Source organism: Thioalkalivibrio sulfidiphilus HL-EbGr7 (assembly GCF_000021985.1).
In the GTDB taxonomy this organism is placed as follows: domain Bacteria; phylum Pseudomonadota; class Gammaproteobacteria; order Ectothiorhodospirales; family Ectothiorhodospiraceae; genus Thioalkalivibrio_A; species Thioalkalivibrio_A sulfidiphilus.
Genome location: NC_011901.1, coordinates 1,345,261 through 1,364,740 on the forward strand (window position 1 = coordinate 1,345,261; position 19,480 = coordinate 1,364,740).

18 protein-coding genes and 1 pseudogene are annotated in these 19,480 nt (G+C 66.6%); 10 read left to right on the forward strand and 9 right to left on the reverse strand.

All coding sequences use genetic code 11. The features are described 5' to 3' along the window. The first annotated feature begins 914 nt into the window (after positions 1-914). The 10 genes and pseudogenes from TGR7_RS06265 (at position 915) to TGR7_RS06305 (ending at position 9,740) form a co-directional block, all read left to right on the forward strand. On the forward strand, positions 915-1,553 hold the full coding sequence (locus TGR7_RS06265) for a phosphoribosylanthranilate isomerase (protein WP_012637821.1): 639 nt from the start codon (positions 915-917) through the stop codon (positions 1,551-1,553). Continuing rightward, positions 1,537-2,766, forward strand: a complete 1,230-nt coding sequence (gene trpB, locus TGR7_RS06270; RefSeq protein WP_012637822.1) for a tryptophan synthase subunit beta — start codon at positions 1,537-1,539, stop codon at positions 2,764-2,766. The genes TGR7_RS06265 and trpB overlap by 17 nt, the downstream gene beginning before the upstream one ends. Further along, positions 2,763-3,563: a tryptophan synthase subunit alpha gene (gene trpA / locus TGR7_RS06275; RefSeq protein WP_012637823.1), complete on the forward strand. Its 801-nt coding sequence runs from the start codon at positions 2,763-2,765 to the stop codon at positions 3,561-3,563. Before trpB ends, trpA begins: the two co-directional genes overlap by 4 nt. A gap of 128 nt (positions 3,564-3,691) precedes the next feature. Continuing rightward, positions 3,692-4,558, forward strand: a complete 867-nt coding sequence (accD, locus tag TGR7_RS06280; RefSeq protein ID WP_012637824.1) for an acetyl-CoA carboxylase, carboxyltransferase subunit beta — start codon at positions 3,692-3,694, stop codon at positions 4,556-4,558. A 41-nt stretch (positions 4,559-4,599) separates the two neighbouring features. Then, positions 4,600-5,490: pseudogene (folC, locus tag TGR7_RS06285) on the forward strand (bifunctional tetrahydrofolate synthase/dihydrofolate synthase); the annotation flags it as partial. 112 nt (positions 5,491-5,602) lie between these two features. Next, positions 5,603-5,884 (forward strand): glutamate ligase domain-containing protein, encoded by a 282-nt coding sequence (locus TGR7_RS18015; protein WP_425358074.1) that lies wholly within the window; start codon positions 5,603-5,605, stop codon positions 5,882-5,884. A gap of 377 nt (positions 5,885-6,261) precedes the next feature. Beyond that, entirely contained in the window at positions 6,262-6,873 is a 612-nt protein-coding gene (locus tag TGR7_RS17885; protein WP_281054574.1) for an SPOR domain-containing protein, read from the forward strand. A gap of 130 nt (positions 6,874-7,003) precedes the next feature. After that, a complete protein-coding gene (locus tag TGR7_RS06295; protein ID WP_012637827.1) occupies positions 7,004-7,492 on the forward strand; it encodes a CvpA family protein in 489 nt (162 codons plus the stop codon). 56 nt (positions 7,493-7,548) lie between these two features. Continuing rightward, on the forward strand, positions 7,549-9,060 hold the full coding sequence (gene purF / locus TGR7_RS06300) for an amidophosphoribosyltransferase (RefSeq protein ID WP_012637828.1): 1,512 nt from the start codon (positions 7,549-7,551) through the stop codon (positions 9,058-9,060). Positions 9,061-9,170: 110 nt separating this feature from the next. Further along, positions 9,171-9,740, forward strand: coding sequence for a L,D-transpeptidase (locus TGR7_RS06305; protein WP_049764717.1), 570 nt, complete (start codon positions 9,171-9,173; stop codon positions 9,738-9,740). Positions 9,741-9,747: 7 nt separating this feature from the next. Here TGR7_RS06305 and TGR7_RS06310 read toward each other — a convergent pair whose 3' ends face one another. The 9 genes from TGR7_RS06310 to TGR7_RS06350 all read right to left on the reverse strand — a co-directional run bounded on the left by TGR7_RS06310 (position 9,748) and on the right by TGR7_RS06350 (position 19,461). Next, complete coding sequence (locus TGR7_RS06310) at positions 9,748-10,569, reverse strand: ABC transporter permease subunit (RefSeq protein ID WP_012637830.1); 822 nt, start codon at positions 10,567-10,569, stop codon at positions 9,748-9,750. Beyond that, positions 10,566-11,534 (reverse strand): ABC transporter permease subunit, encoded by a 969-nt coding sequence (locus TGR7_RS06315; protein WP_012637831.1) that lies wholly within the window; start codon positions 11,532-11,534, stop codon positions 10,566-10,568. Before TGR7_RS06315 ends, TGR7_RS06310 begins: the two co-directional genes overlap by 4 nt. Continuing rightward, positions 11,531-12,676 carry an ABC transporter ATP-binding protein gene (locus tag TGR7_RS06320; RefSeq protein WP_012637832.1) on the reverse strand — a complete coding sequence of 382 codons (1,146 nt, stop codon included), beginning with the start codon at positions 12,674-12,676 and terminating at the stop codon, positions 11,531-11,533. The genes TGR7_RS06315 and TGR7_RS06320 overlap by 4 nt, the downstream gene beginning before the upstream one ends. A gap of 71 nt (positions 12,677-12,747) precedes the next feature. Next, positions 12,748-13,848 (reverse strand): polyamine ABC transporter substrate-binding protein, encoded by a 1,101-nt coding sequence (locus TGR7_RS06325; protein WP_012637833.1) that lies wholly within the window; start codon positions 13,846-13,848, stop codon positions 12,748-12,750. Between the two features lie 90 nt (positions 13,849-13,938). Next, on the reverse strand, positions 13,939-14,496 hold the full coding sequence (locus TGR7_RS06330) for a HupE/UreJ family protein (protein ID WP_245523036.1): 558 nt from the start codon (positions 14,494-14,496) through the stop codon (positions 13,939-13,941). Between the two features lie 67 nt (positions 14,497-14,563). Further along, complete coding sequence (locus TGR7_RS06335; protein WP_012637835.1) at positions 14,564-16,315, reverse strand: nickel-dependent hydrogenase large subunit; 1,752 nt, start codon at positions 16,313-16,315, stop codon at positions 14,564-14,566. Positions 16,316-16,371: 56 nt separating this feature from the next. Then, positions 16,372-17,733: a (Fe-S)-binding protein gene (locus TGR7_RS06340; RefSeq protein ID WP_012637836.1), complete on the reverse strand. Its 1,362-nt coding sequence runs from the start codon at positions 17,731-17,733 to the stop codon at positions 16,372-16,374. Then, positions 17,730-18,389, reverse strand: a complete 660-nt coding sequence (locus TGR7_RS06345) for a hypothetical protein (protein WP_012637837.1) — start codon at positions 18,387-18,389, stop codon at positions 17,730-17,732. Before TGR7_RS06345 ends, TGR7_RS06340 begins: the two co-directional genes overlap by 4 nt. Before the next feature lie 4 nt (positions 18,390-18,393). Next, the gene (locus TGR7_RS06350) at positions 18,394-19,461 is read right to left on the reverse strand and encodes a hydrogenase small subunit (protein ID WP_012637838.1); all 1,068 of its coding nucleotides are present in this window, start codon (positions 19,459-19,461) and stop codon (positions 18,394-18,396) included. Between the last annotated feature and the right edge of the window lie 19 nt (positions 19,462-19,480).

The window sequence follows — 19,480 nt, forward strand, 5'->3', positions numbered from 1 at the left end:
AGTAACCAAAGAAAGGACACCCGACTTTCTCGCCCCTGCGGGGTTCCCTGCGCGCGGGGGTGTTCCGGGGAGGTCGGCTGACAGGCCGTCCGTGGCCTGGCAGCCGACGCGCCGCATCCTTGCGGCGGCCCTGGCGGGCTTTTACCCCGGAACACCCCCGTGCTCGGCGAGAAAAACGGGGGGGAACGTCAAAGGCAGCAACCCTTTTACCTTCGGTGGGGTTGTGTCTTTTTGTAGGAGCCCCGACCCCGGGGCGAATTTCCCACCATTCGCCCCGGGGTCGGGGCTCCTACCAGGAAAACCCAAAGCAGATCGAAGCGGTTTTGACCTGCCTGCCCCCCTTATGCCGCACCGAGTAGCGCAGGCTTCGAGGGAAAAAGCCCGAAGGGGCGCCGCAGGGACGCGGCGCGTCGCCTGCCAGGCCAGGGGCGAGGCGGATCAGGCGGAAGAACTGCCGCCCCGCCGAGCGGGCGCACATGGATGTGCGCCCTGGACTTTCTGTCGAAGCAGGATTGCGTAGACAGAAAGGCCTGTCAGGCGACCCCCTCGAAGCCGAGCAACGCAGGGCACCCGCGAATAGCGGGTGCGGCATCGGGGTGTCCTTCTTTTGGTTACTTTTCTTGGACAAGCAAGACAAGATCGCCGGGAGCGATCTTGCGCGCAAGCCCCGAAGGGGTGAGGCGCATGGACGCGCCGAACAAAAGTAACCCGATCCCCGTGCAACGGGGATCGGAAGCCTTTGACTTTCGTTAGTCACATAACCCCAGAACCCACTCACGTTCCAGCTTGTCTTGAAACCACGCAAAGCCAATGGACAATGCTCCAAAATCACCACACTGCTACCCCGGTGCTTAGTACAACCCCCTGATTTCTGATAGTGTACCCGTTCCCTGGAAGCCCCCTGACAAGCACCCATGGCAACACCCCGTACCCGGGTCAAAATCTGCGGCATCACCCGCATGGAGGATGCTCTGGCGGCCTGCGAGGCGGGCGCCGATGCCCTGGGTTTCGTGTTCTATGCCAGGAGCCCACGGGCGGTGACGCCCGAGGCGGCCCGGCAGATGGCCCTGGCGCTGCCGCCGTTCGTGAGCCGGGTGGGGCTGTTCGTGGACGCGGCGCCGGAGACGGTGGCGGCCGTCCTGGACGTGGTGCCCCTGGACCTGCTGCAGTTCCACGGCGACGAATGCCCCGCCGACTGCGCCAGTTTCGGCAGGCCGTATCTCAAGGCCGTGCCCATGGCGGCGGGGCTCAACCCCGTGGCCTACATGGACACCTACCCGCATGCGGCGGGCTTCCTGCTGGACAGCCACGGCAATGGCAAGACGGGCGGCACGGGACAGACCTTCGACTGGGATCGGATCCCCCGTGACCTGCGCCATTGCCTGGTGCTGGCCGGCGGGCTCAACCCGGATAACGTGGCCGAGGCGGTGCGCCGTGTGCGCCCCTGGGCCGTGGATGTGAGTAGCGGCGTGGAGGCGCGGCCGGGGATCAAGGATCCCGCGCGCATGCAGGCCTTTGTGAATGAGGTGAAACGCGTTGACTGCAACGGCTGAAAAGAACACCGCGCTCGACTGGAGTGCCTACCCGGACGCCCACGGCCACTTCGGCCCCTACGGCGGGCAGTTCGTCTCCGAGACCCTGATGGAGCCCCTGGAGGAACTGCGCGAGGCCTATGACCGTTACGTGAAGGATCCCGAGTTCCTGGCGGAACTGGACGCGGACCTGGCCGACTACGTGGGGCGCCCGAGCCCTCTGTACCACGCCGAGCGCATGAGCCGGGAGCTGGGTGGCGCGCAGATCTACCTCAAGCGCGAGGATCTGAACCACACCGGCGCCCACAAGGTGAACAACACCATCGGCCAGGCCCTGCTGGCCAAGCGCATGGGCAAGACCCGCATCATCGCCGAGACCGGTGCCGGCCAGCACGGCGTGGCCAGCGCCACGGTGGCGGCGCGCCTGGGCCTGGAGTGCGTGGTGTACATGGGCGCCGAGGACATCCAGCGCCAGGCCCCCAACGTCTACCGCATGCGCCTGCTGGGCGCCACGGTGGTGCCGGTGACCTCCGGCTCGCGCACGCTCAAGGACGCCTTGAACGAGGCGATGCGCGACTGGGTCACCAACGTGGACAACACCTTCTACATCATCGGTACCGTGGCCGGCCCCCATCCCTATCCGGCCATGGTGCGGGACTTCCAGTCGGTGATCGGCCGCGAGGCCCGGGAACAGTGCCTCAAGCGCACCGGGCGCCTGCCCGATGCCCTGGTGGCCTGCGTGGGCGGCGGTTCCAATGCCATCGGTCTGTTCCACCCCTTCCTGGGTGACGAGAGCGTGGCGCTCTACGGCGTGGAGGCGGCGGGTGACGGCATCGAGACGGGCCGGCACTCCGCGCCCCTGTGCGCCGGCAAGCCCGGCGTGCTGCACGGCAACCGCACCTACCTGATGGAAGACGCCGACGGCCAGATCATCGAGACCCATTCCATCTCCGCGGGTCTCGACTATCCCGGCGTCGGCCCCGAGCATGCCTGGCTCAAGGACACCGGGCGTGCCCGCTACGTCTCGGTCACCGACGACGAGGCCATGGCCGCGTTCCATCACCTGACACGCACCGAGGGTATCATCCCGGCGCTGGAGTCCAGCCACGCCATTGCCTACGTGATGAAGCTCGCACCGACCCTCGACAAGGACAAGATCATCATCGTCAATCTCTCCGGTCGCGGTGACAAGGACATCAACACCGTGGCGCGCCTGGAGGGAATCGAACTGTGAGCCGCATCGCCCGACGTTTCGAGGCCCTGCGGGCCGCCGGCCGCAAGGCCCTGATCCCCTACGTCACCGCCGGTGATCCCAACCCGGACAACACCGTACCGCTGATGCACGCCATGGTGGCGGCCGGTGCTGACATCATCGAGCTGGGCGTGCCGTTCTCCGATCCCATGGCCGACGGCCCGGTGATCCAGCAGGCCTGCGAGCGGGCCCTGCGCCATCACGTGAGCCTGCGCCAGGTGATCGGCATGGTGAAGACCTTCCGGGAGCAGGACGCCGAGACACCGGTGGTGCTCATGGGTTACCTCAATCCGGTGGAGATCATGGGCTATGAGGCCTTCGCCATCGCCGCCGCCAGCGCCGGCGTGGACGGACTACTCACCGTGGACCTGCCCCCCGAGGAGAGCCACGACCTGGTGCAGGTGCTGCGCAGCCATGGCGTTGACCCCATCTTCCTGCTGGCCCCCACCAGCCACGAGGCGCGCATCAAGCGCATCTGCGACGCCGCCTCGGGCTTTGTGTACTATGTGTCCCTGAAAGGCGTGACCGGGGCCGCCACCCTGGACGTGGACGCGGTGGCCGAGAAGCTTGCCGCCATCCGGGCGCATACGGACCTGCCGCTGGGCGTGGGTTTCGGTATCCGCGATGCGGACTCCGCCGCCCGGGTCTCCCGGGTCGCCGACGCCGTGGTGGTGGGCAGCGCCCTGGTCAATCGCATTGCCGAGCACGAGCAGGACCCCGAGGCCGGGCGCCGCGTGGTGAGTGAGCTGCTCGCCGAGATGCGCAAGGCCATGGATTGAAAAGGCGAATTCAAGATTCAAAGTTCAAGATTCAAAGGGGAAACCCCCTTCGCGATCCCGGACCTTGAATCTGAAAAAGTCTGTCCTTTGAATTTTGAATCTTAAATCTTGAATTTCGAATCGACCCTATGAGCTGGTTTGAAAAACTCGTCCCATCACGGATCCGCACTGACGCCACCACCAAGCGCGCCGTGCCCGAGGGTCTCTGGATGCGTTGCGACGGCTGCGGTGCCACCCTCTACCGTCCCGAGGTGGAGCGCCACGAGGATGTCTGCCCCAAGTGCAGTCATCACATGCGCATGGGCGCCCGGCGCCGCCTGGACAGTTTCCTGGACGAGGATGGCCGCGAGGAGATCGCCGCCGGCGTGGAGCCGGTGGACGTGCTCAAGTTCCGCGACAGCAAGAAATACCGTGACCGGCTCACAGCCGCCCAGAAGGCCACCGGCGAGAAGGATGCCCTGGTGGTGATGCAGGGGCGCGTGTATGGCGTGCCGGTGGTCGCTGCCGCCTTCGATTTCTCCTTCATGGGCGGCTCCATGGGCTCCGTGGTGGGCGAGCGCTTCGTGCGCGCCGTGGACACCGCCGCCCGGGAAGGCATCCCGCTGGTGTGCTTCTCCGCCAGTGGTGGCGCGCGCATGCAGGAGGCCCTGTTCTCCCTCATGCAGATGGCCAAGACCAGCGCGGCCCTGGGACGCCTGCGCGCCAAGGGCGTGCCGTTCATCTCGGTGATGACCGATCCCACCATGGGCGGCGTGTCCGCCAGCCTCGCCATGCTCGGGGACATCAACGTGGCCGAGCCCGGCGCGCTGATCGGCTTCGCCGGTCCCCGGGTGATTCAGCAGACCGTACGCGAGACCCTGCCCGAGGGTTTCCAGCGCGCCGAGTTCCTGGTGGAGAAGGGTGCCGTCGACCTGATCATCGATCGGCGACAGATGCGCCAGCGGCTCGCCTCGCTGATGGCCATGATGACCCGCCGCCCCGCCCCCAGCCTCTGATCCCGGGGCGGGCCTGGGGCCCGCATCCCGTACACTGACCCATGCGTTTCGACACCCTCGACCAGTGGCTGGCCTGGCAGGAGACCCTGCATCCCAGGGCCATCGATCTGGGCCTTGAGCGGGTCGCCCGGGTGGCTGCCCGGCTTGACCTGCTGACCCCCGCCTGCCCCGTGATCACCGTAGCCGGCACCAACGGCAAGGGCTCCACCGTGGCCATGCTGGAGGCCATCTACCGGGCCGCCGGTTACCGGGTGTGCGCCTACACCTCGCCCCATCTGCTGCGCTACAACGAACGCATCCGCATCCATGGCAGCCTCGCCGATGACGCTAGCCTGTGCCGGGCGTTCGCAGCCGTGGATGCCGCCCGGGGCGAGGACACCCTGAGCTATTTCGAGTTTGGCACCCTGGCCGCCCTGTGGCTGTTCCGGGAGGCGGGCGCGGATATCCTGGTCCTGGAGGTGGGCCTGGGCGGGCGCCTGGACGCGGTGAACATCGTCGATCCGGACGTCTCGGTCGTGACCTCGGTGGGCATCGATCACGAACAGTGGCTGGGCCCGGACCGGGAGAGCATCGGCGCCGAGAAGGCGGGCATCTTCCGCGCGCAACGCCCGGCGGTGTGCGGTGACCCGACGCCACCTGCAAGCATCGCCGGCACCGCCGCCAGGCTGGGTGCGAAGCTCTACGCCGCAGGTCAGGCATTCTCCTGGTCGGTGGACGCGTCCGGGGATCACTGGCAGTGGCGAGGCCCCGGCGACGTGGTGCTTGACGACCTGCCGCCGCCGGCCCTGCCCGGGGCCATCCAGTTCAACAACGCCGCCACCGCGCTCACCGCCGTCACCCTGCTGGCGCCGCGCTGTCCCGTGCCGAGGGAGGCCATCTGCCGGGGACTCGCGTCGGTGAGCCTGCCGGGACGGTTTCAGCGGCTCAGGTCCGATCCCGCCGTGATCCTGGACGTGGCCCACAATCCCCAGGGCGCCGAGGTGCTGGCCCAGAACCCTGGCGGGCCATCCCGTGCCGGGGCGCACGCTGGCGGTGATCGCCATGATGGCGGACAAGGACGTGCGGACGGTGATCCGCCACCTGGCTCCCCAGGTGGACCTCTGGTTTTCGGCAGGCCTGCCGGAGCTTCCCCGGGCCATGGATGCGGCGTCCCTGTGCGCCCATCTGCGGGCAGTCGCCGGGGAGGCGGTGAGCTGTCATGACACGGTGGCCGAGGCTTACCGACAGGCCTGCGCGGCGGCCGGCCCCGGGGATCGGGTGCTGGTGCTCGGCTCCTTTTACACCGTCTCGGCGGTGCTCGACCTGGAAGGCGCGCGCGTGGCCTGACACGCCTTTGTGGGGTTGTCGACCGTCGAGTGCACCCCTGAATGCCTGCTGGGTGGGCATATGGGGACATCTCCGATCCCTGTTGTCCATCCCATTTGAGACTGATCCTCTCACTGCGGCAGACAGCCCATCGAAGTGGCAAGTCTCAAGCGGCAAGGCGATGCAAAGGCCGCATTGGCTCATGGCCTACTCTTGCCACTAGCCACTAGCCACTAGCCACTAGCCACTAGCCACTAGCCACTAGCCACTAGCCACCAGCTACTAGCCACCAGCTACTAGCTACTAGCTACTAGCTACTAACAACTCACCTGCAGGGCCGACAGTAACCTGCCGTGAAGGGTATAATATCCGCCACAGTCTCCACCCTGGGCCCGACCTTGGATCCAAGACTCAAACAACGCCTGGTGGGCGCTGCCGTGCTGCTGGCACTGGCGGTGATCTTCCTGCCCATGCTGCTGGACGGCACCGGTCAACAGGCCGGGTTGAACCTGCGCGACGGCATTCCCCCCGAGCCGGAATTCGCCCGCCCCGAGCCGCCCGCGCCCCTGGAACGACAGGCCTCGCCCGCCCCGCCCCTGGAGACCCGCCCCGCCCCGCGCAGCGAGGCCCGTACTGTTCCCCAGGTCGCACCGCAACCGGCGCCCGAACGCGCCGCCGAGCCGGCACCTCAGTCCATTACCCCGATGGCCCCTGCCCCGGTCACGCCGCCACCCGCGTCGACCCGGGCACCGGCGGCCGCCAGCGACCCGGGCCCCGGTGGCTGGGCGGTGCAGGTGGGCAGCTTCAGTGAGCGGGCCAATGCCGAGGCCGAGCGTGACCGGTTGCGTCGCGCCGGTTTCCAGGTGCTGGTGGAGCCGGCCCGTGCCGGTGACCGGCAGATCTTCCGGGTCAAGGTGGGGCCGGTCTCCACCCGCGAGGAGGCGGAAAGGCTGCGCAGCCGGCTGGGCACGGAGCAGTCCCTGCAGGGCATCGTGGTGACCCACCCCTGAACGATGAACGGTCGCCCCGGTTCCCCTGTCTGCCCTTATCTGTGCCATGGCGGACTGGTAGAATGCCGCCTCACATGACCGACCTGCGTCCGGAGCCTTTCTTGTCTCATCGAGCCGTCCCCGAGACCCCATGATCTGGATCGATTTCGTCATCATCGGGATCATCGCCCTGTCGGCCCTGATCAGCCTGTTCCGGGGCTTCGTCAAGGAGGCGATCTCCCTGGCTACCTGGGTGGTGGCCTTCTGGGTCTCCCTGAGCTACGCCAGTCCCCTGTCAGGTCTTCTGCCCGCGAGCCTCGAGGATCCCACCCTGCGGGTCGGCATCGCCTTCGCGGTGCTGTTCATCCTGACCCTGATCCTGGGCGGCGTGATCAACGTGCTGGCCGGGCAGATGGTCAAGCGCACCGGTCTTTCGGGCACCGACCGCAGCCTGGGCGCGGTCTTCGGCATGGCCCGGGGCCTGCTGGTGGTGGCGGTGCTGGTGCTGCTGGCGGCACTGACTGTTCTGCCCCAGGAACCCTGGTGGAGTGACAGCCTGCTGCTGCCCCATTTCGAGCGCCTGGCCATCTGGCTGCGGGGATTCCTCTCCGAGGATCTTGCCGCCCATTTCGTCTTCTAGTGTTCTGAACTGTTCTAACATCATTCATTCGATTTGCGTTTTTCGAGGGAGTCCTCATGTGCGGCATTGTTGGTATCGTCGGTCGTAGCCCGGTCAACCAGGCCCTCTACGACAGCCTGCTGGTCCTGCAGCACCGTGGGCAGGACGCCGCCGGCATCGTCACCTGCGACGCGGACGGGCACCTGCACCTGCGCAAGGACAACGGCCTGGTGCGCGACGTGTTCAACGTCCAGCACATGCAGAACCTGCTGGGCAACATGGGCATCGGCCATGTGCGCTATCCCACCGCGGGCAGTTCCTCCTCCGCCGAGGCCCAGCCCTTCTACGTGAACTCCCCCTACGGCATTGCGCTCGGGCACAACGGCAATCTCACCAACGCCGAGGCGCTCAAGCGCGAGCTGTTCCTCCAGGACCGGCGCCACATCAACACCGAGTCCGATTCCGAGATCCTGCTCAACGTGCTGGCCCAGGAACTGCTCAAGAGCGAGAGCCTGAGCCTGCAGCCCGAGGACCTGTTCCGGGCGGTGAGCGGCGTGCACCGGCGCTGCAGCGGTGCCTACGCGGTGGTGGCCATGATCGCCGGGCGTGGCATCCTGGCCTTCCGCGATCCCCACGGCATCCGCCCCGTGGTCTTCGGCCATCGCAGCACCCCGGAAGGGGAGGAGTACATGGTGGCCTCCGAGAGCGTCGCCCTGGATACCCTGGGTTTCGAACTGGTGCGTGATCTGGAGCCCGGCGAGGCGGTGTTCATCGACAACGACGCCAGGCTGCATACCCGCCAGTGTGCCGAGGAGACGGCGGTGTTCTCGCCGTGCATCTTCGAGTACGTCTACTTCGCCCGTCCGGACTCGGTGATCGACAACATCTTCGTGCACCGTGCACGCATGCGCATGGGCACCAAGCTGGGCCAGAAGATCCTGCGCGAGTGGCCGGACCACGACATCGATGTGATCATCCCCATCCCCGATACCGGCCGCACCGTGGCCATCGAGATGGCCCACGAGATGAACGTGAAGTATCGCGAGGGCTTCATCAAGAACCGCTACATTGGCCGCACCTTCATCATGCCGGGTCAGACCCAGCGGCGTAAGTCGGTGCGCCAGAAGCTCAATGCCATCGCGCTCGAGTTCAAGGGCAAGAACGTGATGCTGGTGGATGATTCCATCGTGCGCGGCACCACCTCCCGTGAGATCGTCATGATGGCCAAGGAGGCGGGTGCCAAGAAGGTCTACTTCGCTTCCGCCGCGCCGCCGATCCGCTATCCCAATGTCTACGGCATCGACATGCCTTCCGCCGAGGAGCTGATCGCCCACGGGCGCAGCGACGAGGAGGTCTGCCAGGCCATCGCCGCCGACCGGCTCATCTACCAGGACCTGGACGACCTGGTGGCCGCGGTGCGTAAGGGCAATCCGAAACTGGAACGCTTCGACTGCTCCGTATTCAACGGCGAGTACATCACCGGCATCGGCAATGAATACCTCGACCACCTGCGCCAGAAGCGCAGCGATTCAGCCAAGCAGAAGAAGTCCCGGGAGTATGCCCACCTGGATCTGCACAACAACACCTGAGACACGCGCCCCGAGTCATGTCCCATGTCTGGCGCGCGAGGGTCACTGCCTGGTGTCTGTGTTGCCTGTTGTGGCTGGCGGCGCCGGCCGCCGCCTGGTGGGACGAATCCATGGATGAGTGCCCGCCGGTGCCGCCCGTGACCACCTGGTATGGCGAGATCCGCGATCGCCTGGCGCGGGATTACCCGGATCGCGCTCTCGATCCCCTGATCGTCGTGCGCATCGGTGAGCAGCGTCTCTACCTGATCCGTCACGGCGTGCCGTTTCTGGACTACCCCGTGTCCACCTCCAGGTATGGCATCGGCAACCGGGACGGCAGCCTCAAGACGCCGCTCGGCGTGCACCAGGTGCGGCGCAGGATCGGCGAGGATGCGCCGCTCGGCACCATCTTCCGCGGGCGCGCCAACACCGGGCGCATCGCCAACATCCTCACCACCCCCGAGACCAGCCCCGAGGACAACATCACCTCCCGTATCCTGTGGCTGGACGGCCTGGAGGAGGGCGTGAACCGGGGCGGCGAGGTGGATTCCTTCCAGCGCTTCATCTATATCCACGGCACCGACGAGGAAGGCCTGATAGGCCAACCGGCATCCGATGGCTGCGTGCGCATGACCAACGCCGCGGTGATCGAGCTGTTCGATCAGGTGCCGCTCGGCACCCTTGTGGTCATCGTCGAGTAGTACTCTCTCAGCGGGGTTTCCCCGTGTGCCGGCGCTGCTGCCGGTGCAGCAGCCAGCCGGCGATGATCACGCCGGTGCTGACCACCACCACGATCAGGGTCGCGAGCGCGTTCACCTGGGGACTTACCCCCAGGCGCACGCTGGAGTAGACCACCATGGGCAGGGTGGTGGAACCGGGGCCGGAGACGAAGCTCGCGATCACCAGGTCATCCATGGACAGGGTGAAGCCCAGTAGCCAGCCGGCGATCAGCGCCGGCGAGATGATGGGCAGGATGATCACCAGGAATACCTTCCAGGGCCGTGCGCCCAGGTCCATGGCCGCCTCTTCCAGGCTGCCGTCCAGTTGCGACAGACGTGACTGCACCACCACCGCCACGTAGGCGGTGGTGAAGGTGATGTGGGCGATGGTGATGGTGGTCATGCCCCGCCCCTCGGGCCAGCCGATGAGCTGCTCCAGGGACACGAACATCAGCAGGGCCGAGAGACCCAGGATCACCTCGGGCATCACCAGGGGCGCGGTCACCATGCCGGCGAACAGCATGCGGGTGCGAAACTGCGTGAAACGCACCAGGGTGAGCGCGGCGAGCGTCCCGAGCACCACGGCGAAGGTGGCGTTCATGGCCGCGATGCGCACCGACAGCCACAGGGCCGAGAGGATCTGCTCGTTGCGAAACAGCTCCACGTACCAGCGGGTGGAGAAGCCGCCCCACACCGTCACCAGGCGCGAGTCGTTGAAGGAGTAGATCATCAGGGTGATGATCGGCAGGTACAGGAAGGCGTAGCCGAAGGCCACGGCGGTGAACAGCAGGAACGGCCGGCGTCCGCTCATCGACCCTCTCCGGCGGTCTGACGTTCACCGATGCGCTGCAGGAGCAGCAGCGGCACGACGATCACCACCAGCATGGCCACCGCCACCGCCGAGGCCACCGGCCAGTCCCGGTTGGAGAAGAACTCGTTCCACAGGATCTTGCCGATCATGAGGGAGTCGGGGCCACCCAGCAGGTCGGGGATCACGAACTCGCCCACCGCCGGGATGAACACCAGCAGGGAGCCCGCGATCACGCCCGGCATGGACAGGGGCAGGGTGATGGTGAGGAAGGACTTCCAGGGCGGGCAGCCCAGGTCCGCCGCCGCTTCCAGCAGGGTGAGGTCCTGGCGCACCAGGGTCGCGTACAGGGGCAGCACCATGAAGGGCAGGTAGGAGTAGACGATGCCCAGGTACACGGCGAAGTTCGAATGCAGCAGCGGCAGGGGCTGGTCGATGAGGCCGAGCCCCATGAGCAGGTTGTTGAACAGTCCGTTGTTCTGCAGCAGTCCGATCCAGGCATAGACCCGGATCAGGAAGCTGGTCCAGAAGGGCAGGATGATCATCATCAGCAGCACGATGCGCCAGCTGGGCGAGGCGCGGGCGATGCCGTAGGCCATGGGATAGCCGATCAGCAGGCAGATGAGGGTGGAGACCGCGGCCACCTTGAGGGAATTGAGGTAGGCGGCCAGGTACAGCGGGTCCTGCCACAGGAAGGCGTAGTTGCCCAGGTGCACGCGCAGCGCCAGGGTGCGCCCCTCCAGCCACTGCAGCATCGGGGTGTAGGGCGGGCTGGCCAGTGCCATCTCCGCCAGGCTGATCTTGATGACGATGAACACCGGCACCAGCAGGAACAGCAGCAGCCAGGCGTAGGGCAGGGCGATCACCAGGGCGCGGCCAAGCCGGCCCTGGGTCAGGCTCTTCACGCCCCGGTCGATGCCCCGGCGCAGCCGGGTGGAGCCGGTGGCCGTGACCTCGGGCACGCTCACGCGGTGAGCACCACGCCGGCCTCGGTGTCCCAGGCCAGGCACACGGTGTCATCCCAGGTCAGGGGCCCGGCGGTGCGCCGCGCCCGGTTGGTGACCTGGACCTGCACGGTCTGTCCCTGCTCCGTGGCCACGTGGTAGATGGAGACATCACCCAGGTAGCCGATCTCGCGTACCTTGCCGCGGACCCAGTTGCGTCCGTCGGCGGGCGGCGCTTCCACCACACGGAGCTTCTCCGGGCGCAGCGCCACCGATACCGGCGTGCCGACGGTGAGCGGCTGGGCGTGATACATGGCGATCTCGCCCCCCGTCGCGTCGCTCTGGATCACCAGCAGCTCGTCCTGGGCCTCCACCACGCGGCCCTCGAAGACATTGGCGGCGCCGATGAATTCGGCCACGAAGCGGCTGCCCGGATATTCGTAGATCTCCCCCGGCGTGCCCACCTGGAGGATGCGCCCGGCGTCCATGATGGCCAGACGCGTGGACATGGTCATGGCCTCTTCCTGATCGTGGGTGACCATGATGAAGGTGGTGCCCACCCGTTCCTGGATGTTGACCAGCTCGAACTGGGTGCGCTCGCGCAGCTTGCGGTCCAGGGCGCCCAGCGGTTCGTCAAGCAGCAGCAGCTTGGGGTGCTTGGCGAGCGAACGCGCCAGTGCCACCCGCTGCCGCTGGCCGCCGGAGAGCTGGTCGGGCTTGCGCTTGGCGTACTCCGTCATGCGCACCAGCTCCAGCATCTCGGCCACCCGCTCGCGGATCTCGCCGCGCCCGAGATCTTCCTGCTTCAGGCCGAAGGCCACGTTCTGTTCCACGCTCATGTGCGGGAACAGGGCGTAGGACTGGAACATCATGTTCACCGGCCGCTCGTAGGGCGGCAGCTCGGTGATGTCCTCTCCCTCGATCAGCACGCGCCCGTGGCTGGGGCGTTCCAGGCCCGCGAGCACCCGCAGCAGGGTACTCTTGCCGCAGCCCGAGGCACCCAGCAGGGAGAAGAATTCGCCCTTGAAGATGCTCAGCGAGACGTCGTCGACGGCATAGGTACCGCCGTCGAACACCTTGGTAACGTTGCGGATCTCCAGGAACGGCCGGGCGGACGGGTCCTGCCAGGCGTCGAGGGCGGAGGGGTCGCGTTTGGGCTGAGGCATGTTGGACGCCTCAGCCGCGTCGGGCGCGCCCGCGCCCCCGGAGCCCGGTTCCGGGCTGAGTCATGACCGGCTTACCGCCCGGTCTTGATCTGGGTCCAGATTCGGACCCGGTGCCGTTGGACCTCGTCGGGCAGGGACTGCTGGGTCACCAGTCGCTCGCGGATCTCGTCCGTGGGGTACACGCCGGGGTCGTTGCGGATCTCCTCGTCCACCAGGTCCGTGGCCGCGCGGTTGGCGTTGGCATAGGCCACCTCGTTGGTGATCTCGGCGATGTTCTCCGGCTGCATCAGGAAGTTGATGAAGGCGTGGGCGTTGCCCGGGTTGGGCGCATCGGCGGGGATGGCCATGAGATCGAACCAGAGCACCGCGCCCTCCCTGGGGATGATGTAGTCGATCTCCACGCCGCGTCCCACTTCCTCGGCCCGGTCACGGGCCTGGATCACGTCGCCGGAATAGCCGTGGGCCACGCAGATGTCGCCGTTGGCGAGATCATTGATGTACCTGGAGGCGTGAAAGTAGCGGATGAAAGGGCGCACCTGCATGAACAGGTTGGCGGCCTCCTCGATGTCCGCCGGGTCCGTGGTGTTGGGATCCTTGCCCAGGTAGAGCAGGGCGGCGGCCAGGGCCTCGCCCTCGTCGTCCAGCACCGCGATGCCGCAGGCGGAGAGTTTCCCGGCGATCTCCGGATCGAAGATCAGGGACCAGGAATCCACTTCCGCCTCCTCGCCCAGGATGGCGGCGACCTGGGCCACGTTGTAGCCGATGCCCGTGGTGCCCCACATGTAGGGCACGGTGAAGCGGTTGCCCGGGTCCACGGCCTCCAGCTTGCGCATCAGGCTGGGCTCCAGGTTGACGCGGTTGGGCAGCAGCTCGGGGTCGAGGGGCAGGTACAGACCCGCCTGGATGTGGCGCTCCGCGAAGGGGTGGGCGCTGGGAAAGATCACGTCATAGCCGCTGCGTCCGGCCAGCAGCTTGGCTTCCAGGATCTCGTTGGCGTCGTAGACGTCGTAGACCACCCGGATGCCGGTCTGCTGTTCGAAGCGCTTGACCACCTCGTCGGAGATGTAGTCCGACCAGTTGTAGACGTGAACGGTCTCCCTGTCGGTCTTGCCGCACCCGGTCAACACCAAGGCAATCGTGGCCGCGGCCAGTACGCCAGTCCTGATCCCCATTTCAGCTACCCCCGAAGATGTGCCCGTGATGAAAACCCTGGCGTGATGTTGTTGCGCTTTGCAGGGGCTGTCAACCGTCGGGGGGATACTTCAGCCCAGCACCATCCAGGCCCCGGCCAGGGCCAGCACGCCCCCGGAGAGGCGCAGGGCAATCCCCTGGCTGAGGGTGCGACCGAGCCATTGGCCAGCACCGACCAGGGCGAGGCTGGCCAGGGTGAAGCCCAGGAAATAGGTGGCCAGCGAAACCCCGGTCGGCGCCTCGATGCCATGGGCGTTGCCGTGGAACAGGGTGAACAGGGCGATCAGCAGCAGGCCCGTCATCTGCTGGCGCAAGGCAAAGCTGAGCATCAGGCCGAGGATCAGCACGGACAGGGCGATGCCGGTCTCCATGTGGGGCAAGGCAAAGCCAGCCAGGCCCGCCAGGGCGGCGGCAGCCAGCAACAGGCCGATGCCCGACACGGCCAGCAGTCGTGTGCGCGCGGCCAGGGCTGCACTCCACAGGCCCATGGCCAGCAGGGGGAGCAGGTGGTCGATGCCGAGGATCGGGTGGGCCAGTCCGGCGAGCAGGCCGCCCGTCTCGCCGTGCCCCACGTGGGCAAAGGCCGGGGCGGTGAACACAAGGCTCAGGCCGGCGAGGAGCATGGACATCGCAAATCGCATTTCGGGTCTCCCTTGTTGAGGACTGTCATCACTCGGTCAGAATGCTGTCAGGACACTAGCGTACCTTCACACGTACCAGTTCCTTGCCGTCCTTGTCCACCATGTGGACCGCGCAGGCGAGACAGGGATCGAAGCTGTGAATGGTGCGCAGGATCTCGAGCGGCTGATGGGTGTCGTGCAGCTGGTGGTTGTCCATGAGCGCGGCCTCGTAGGGGCCGAACTGGCCCTGGGCGTCCCGGGGGCCGGCGTTCCAGGTGCTGGGCACCACCGCCTGGTAGTTACTGAGCTTGCCATTCTCGATCACCGACCAGTGGGCCAGGGCGCCGCGGGGCGCCTCCATGTAGCCCACGCCCTTGCGCACCTTGTGTTCCCGGTGCCAGGTGGAGGGGTCCCAGAGATCATGGTTGTGGGTCCGGAGATCCCCGGCGCGGATGTTGGCCATGAGGTTGTCGTACCAGGTCATCATCTGGTCGGCGACGATCTTGCTCTCAAGCGTCCGGGCGGCGGTGCGGCCCATGGTGGAGAACAGGGCCTCCAGCGGCAGGTCCAGGGTCTTCAGGGCATAGCCCGCCAGTTCGCGGGTGGGCTCGTGGCCGTTGGCGTACATCATCAGGACCCGCGCGAGCGGCCCCACCTCCATGGGCTTGCCGCGCCAGCGGGGGGACTTGAGCCAGGAATAGCTGGCCTCCACGTCCAGGTGCTGGTAAGGGGGCTTGGGCCCCGTGTAGTTGAGCTTTGTCTCGCCCTGGTAGGGGTGCAGGCCCGAGTCCTTGCCGGTGCTGTAGTCGTACCAGGAGTGGGAGACGAACTCCTGGATCTGCTCCGGATCGTTCAGGTCCATGGGATGGATGCGGGACAGGTCCCGGTCCAGGATCACGCCCGCGGGCACCAGGTAGGTGGCGGGATCGTCCAGGCCCTGCTCCGGGAAATCCCCGTAGGTGAGGAAATTGCCGGTGCCTTCGCCGCGCCTGAACCAGTCCTTGTAGAAACCCGCAATGGCGAGCGTGTCCGGCAGGTAGACCTGGTCCACGAAGCTGCGCATCTGTCCGATGATGTCGCGCACCTGAGCCAGGCCCACGTCGTTGATGGCGGTGCCGCCGCGACTGCCGTCGCCGCCGGTGCTGATGGCGGACGGTGCGCCGCCCACCAGGAAGTTGGGGTGCGGGTTCTTGCCGCCGAAGATGGCGTGCAGCTTGGCCACGTCCCGCTGCCAGGCCAGTGCGTCCAGGTAGTGGGCCAGCGCCATGAGGTTGGCCTCCGGCGGCAGCTTGTAGGCGGGATGTCCCCAGTAGCCGTTGGCGAAGATCCCCAGCTGTCCGGATTCCACGAACTCCTTGACCCGCTTCTGCACGTCGGCGAAGTGGCCCGGGGATGAACGGGGGTAGCTGCTCAGCGACTGGGCCAGTTCCGAGGTGGCCCTGGGGTCGGCCTTGAGCGCGGAGACCACGTCCACCCAGTCCAGGGCGTGCAGGTGATAGAAGTGCATCACGTGGTCGTGCACGTACTGGGCGCCGATCATGAGATTGCGGATCAGCTGGGCATTGGGCGGGATCGGATAGTCCAGGGCATCCTCCACCGAGCGCACCGAGGCGATGCCATGCACCAGGGTGCACACACCGCAGATGCGTTGGGCGAAGGCCCAGGCATCCCGGGGGTCGCGGCCGGTGAGGATGGTCTCAATGCCGCGCACCATGGTGCCGGAGCTGGAGGCATGGGTGATGTTGCCGTGCTCGTCCGCCTCGGCCTCAATGCGCAGGTGGCCCTCGATGCGGGTGACAGGATCGACGACGATACGTTCTGTGCTCATTTAAGCTGTAACCCTGGTTGATGAATTAGAAGTGCGCATGTCTTGTTGGCTTCTGATCAGTGCTCGACCAGGTTGTCCGCCACCAGCTCCAGCAGGCTGTGCATGGTCTTGTCCCAGTGAAAGTGTGCCTGGCTGTCGTCGAAGTTCTGGCGACAGTTGGAACAGCTGGTGAGCAGCACCTCGGCGCCGGTCCTGTCGATCTGCGCCATCTTGATCTCGAAGGTCTTGTAACGCAGCGGGTCGGCCCGGTGGATGGTGATGACGCCGCCCCCGCCGCCACAGCACCAGTTGTAGTCACCGGCGTTGTCCATCTCGCGCAGTTCCACGCCCAGCGCCTTGAGCACATCCCGGGGCGCCTGGGTCGCGCCGCCGCGCCGTGAGACCTGGCAGGGGTCGTGGAAGGTCGCCGACTTGTCCACCTTCCTGAGCTTGAGGCGGCCGCTGTTGACCTGTTCGGCGAGGAACTCTGAAACGTGCAGCACCTTGAAGGGCAGCTTCTCGCCCAGCAGGTTGGCTGCCTGCCAGCGCAGCGCGCCGTAGGCATGGCCGCACTCGGGCAGGATCACCGTGTGTGCGCCGCATTGCTTCGCGGCATCCACGATCTTGCGGCTCATGTCCCGTTGCCAGGCGGTGTTGCCGGACAGCAGACCGAAGTTGGTGGCCTCGTAGCCGTCGGTGCGGAAGGTCCAGTCAAGCCCCAGGTGATTCATCACCTTGGCGATGGCCGCCATGGACTCGGGATATTTCTGGATCTCGATGGAGGACATGGTGAGCACCACGTCGGCCCTGTCCTTGTCGATGAACATCTCCACCTCGTGTTCATCGCCCATCCATTCCACCCGCTCCTCGAACACGCTCGGGGTGGCGCCGAGCGGGCTGCCTTCCCTCTGGGCGCGTTCCGCCACCGACCACAACTCGTGGGGCACGATGCCCGCCTGGAACATGCCATGCCGGGCCTGGCCCACCAGGGTGGCGATGTCGATGCCCATGGGGCAGATCATGGTGCACCTGCCGCACATGGTGCAGGAGTCGTAGATGAGTTCCTGCCATTCCTTGAGTTCCGCCGTCGTGACCTTCTTCTTCAGGCTCAGCAGGCGGTAGACCAGGGAGAAGGGGCCGGCCTCACGCTTGTAGGCCTGCTTGAAGGGTTCCAGCTTCCAGATGGGGGTGTAGCGGGGGTCTTCGGTCTGCACGTAGAAATGGCAGGCCTCAGCGCACTGGCCGCAGTGGATGCAGGACTCCATGTAGGTGGCGGCGGTGGCGCCGAAGTCCTTGACGAAGTTCACCATGGCCGCATGCACCCGGGCCTCGTCCGGCGTGTCGCCCTGCACGTCGTAGCGCTGTTCGGGCTTGCGCACGCCGATGCGGGCGGACTCGAGATCCAGGGGATGCTTCTGATCCAGGTCTGCGGTGCTCATGTGCGTGCTCCCCGGCGCGCGAACAGCGCGCCCGTGGTACCCCGGCTGAGAAACACCAGGAAGGCGTGGCCCAGTTTGCCGAAGGGCAGCCAGGCGAACAGCAGCCACACGCTCAGCAGGTGAACCGCCAGCAGGGTCTCGTAGCGCAGGCCGAAGCCCACGTCGGCCACGGCCATGAGCCCCGTCACCAGCGGCGCCACGGTGATCATCCAGCTAAAGTAGTCGTCGAAGTTGGAGATCAGGCGCAGCACGGGGCTGGTCAGGCGCCTGACCAGCAGGGCCACCAGGGAGAACAGGGTGACCACCGCCGCCACCGAGATCACCGCATTGGGCAGTGCCGGCCACTGGAAGCCCAGGATGCTCTCGAACCACAGGATGTGGGGCTGATAGGCGAACACCACGATGGCGAGCCCGATGTGGAAGGTGTAACCCAGCAGGTTGGAGTACAGCACCCGGGAGCGGAACGCTTTGGCCGGCACCGAGCGGCTGAAGATGGTACGCAAGGCGCCTGCCATCTGGCCGTGGCTTCGGGGCTCGGAGAGGTCCGGTTTGCGCTTGAGGAACACGATGCCTGCGATGCGCCAGCAGGTGCCCAGCACCAGGAGAATCAGCGCCCATTGCATGGCGGGGCCGCGCGCGAATTCCAGCAGGTCCATGGCATCACCCCTTCTTGATGATGTCGGACTGGCGCGCCCGGGAGAGCATGGCGCTGCCGATGCCCACCGTGGTGCCGACCACCGCCGCCGCGGCGATGCCTTCGGCGCTGCCCCAGCGGCCGGTGGAGAGCGGCGCGTAGAAGCTGCCCTTGTCCCAGAAGTCGGGTTCCGAGCAGCCGATGCAGCCGTGGCCGGACTGGATGGGGAAGGTGAGGTTCTGGTTCCACTTGGTGGTGGCACAGGCGTTGTGCACCACCGGACCCTTGCAGCCCAGTTCGTACAGGCACCAGCCGTTGCGGGCGCCCTCGTCGTCGAAGCGCTTGGCGAACTGGCCGCGCCGGTAGAAGGGGCGCCGGTAGCAGCGGTCGTGGATGGTGTCGCCGAAGAAGGCGATCGGCCGGTTCAGGTGATCCATGTCCGGCAGACGGCCGAAGGTGAGGAAGTTGGCGATCACGCCGGTCATCACTTCCGGGATGGGCGGGCAGCCCGGCACGTTGATCACCGGCTTGTCCTTGATGATGTCCGTGACCGCAGCAGCGCCGGTGGGATTGGGGTGGGCCTTGGGGAGCCCGCCGTAGGCCGCGCAGGTGCCCACGCTGATGAGGGCCGCGGCACCCTCGGCCACGTGCCTCAGGGTGTCCAGGTTGGTCTCGCCCGCGACGGTGGAATAGACGCCGCCGTCCTTGAGCGGGATGGAGCCGTCCACGATCACCAGGTACTTGCCCCAGTGTTCCTTCATGGCCGCTTCGCGGGCCGCCTCGGCCTGGTGGCCGGCGGCCGCCTGCAGGGCGTGCTGGTAGTCCAGGGAGATGAAATCGAAGATCAGGGATTCGAGCGAGGGTGCGTAGGAGCGGGTCAGGGACTCCACGCAACCGGTGCACTCCTGGAAGGACAGCCAGATCACCGACTGGCGCCGGGCCTTGGCCAGGGCCTCCGCCATCACCGGCGCCATGGTCGCGGGCAGGGCCATGCTGGATGCCACGGCGGCGCAGAACTTGAGGAAGGTGCGTCGGCTCATGCCGCGTCGGCGCAGTTCCTCGCTCAGTGTTTCCGGTGTCTTGCCCTGATGCATAACCGCCTCCTGTGAGCCG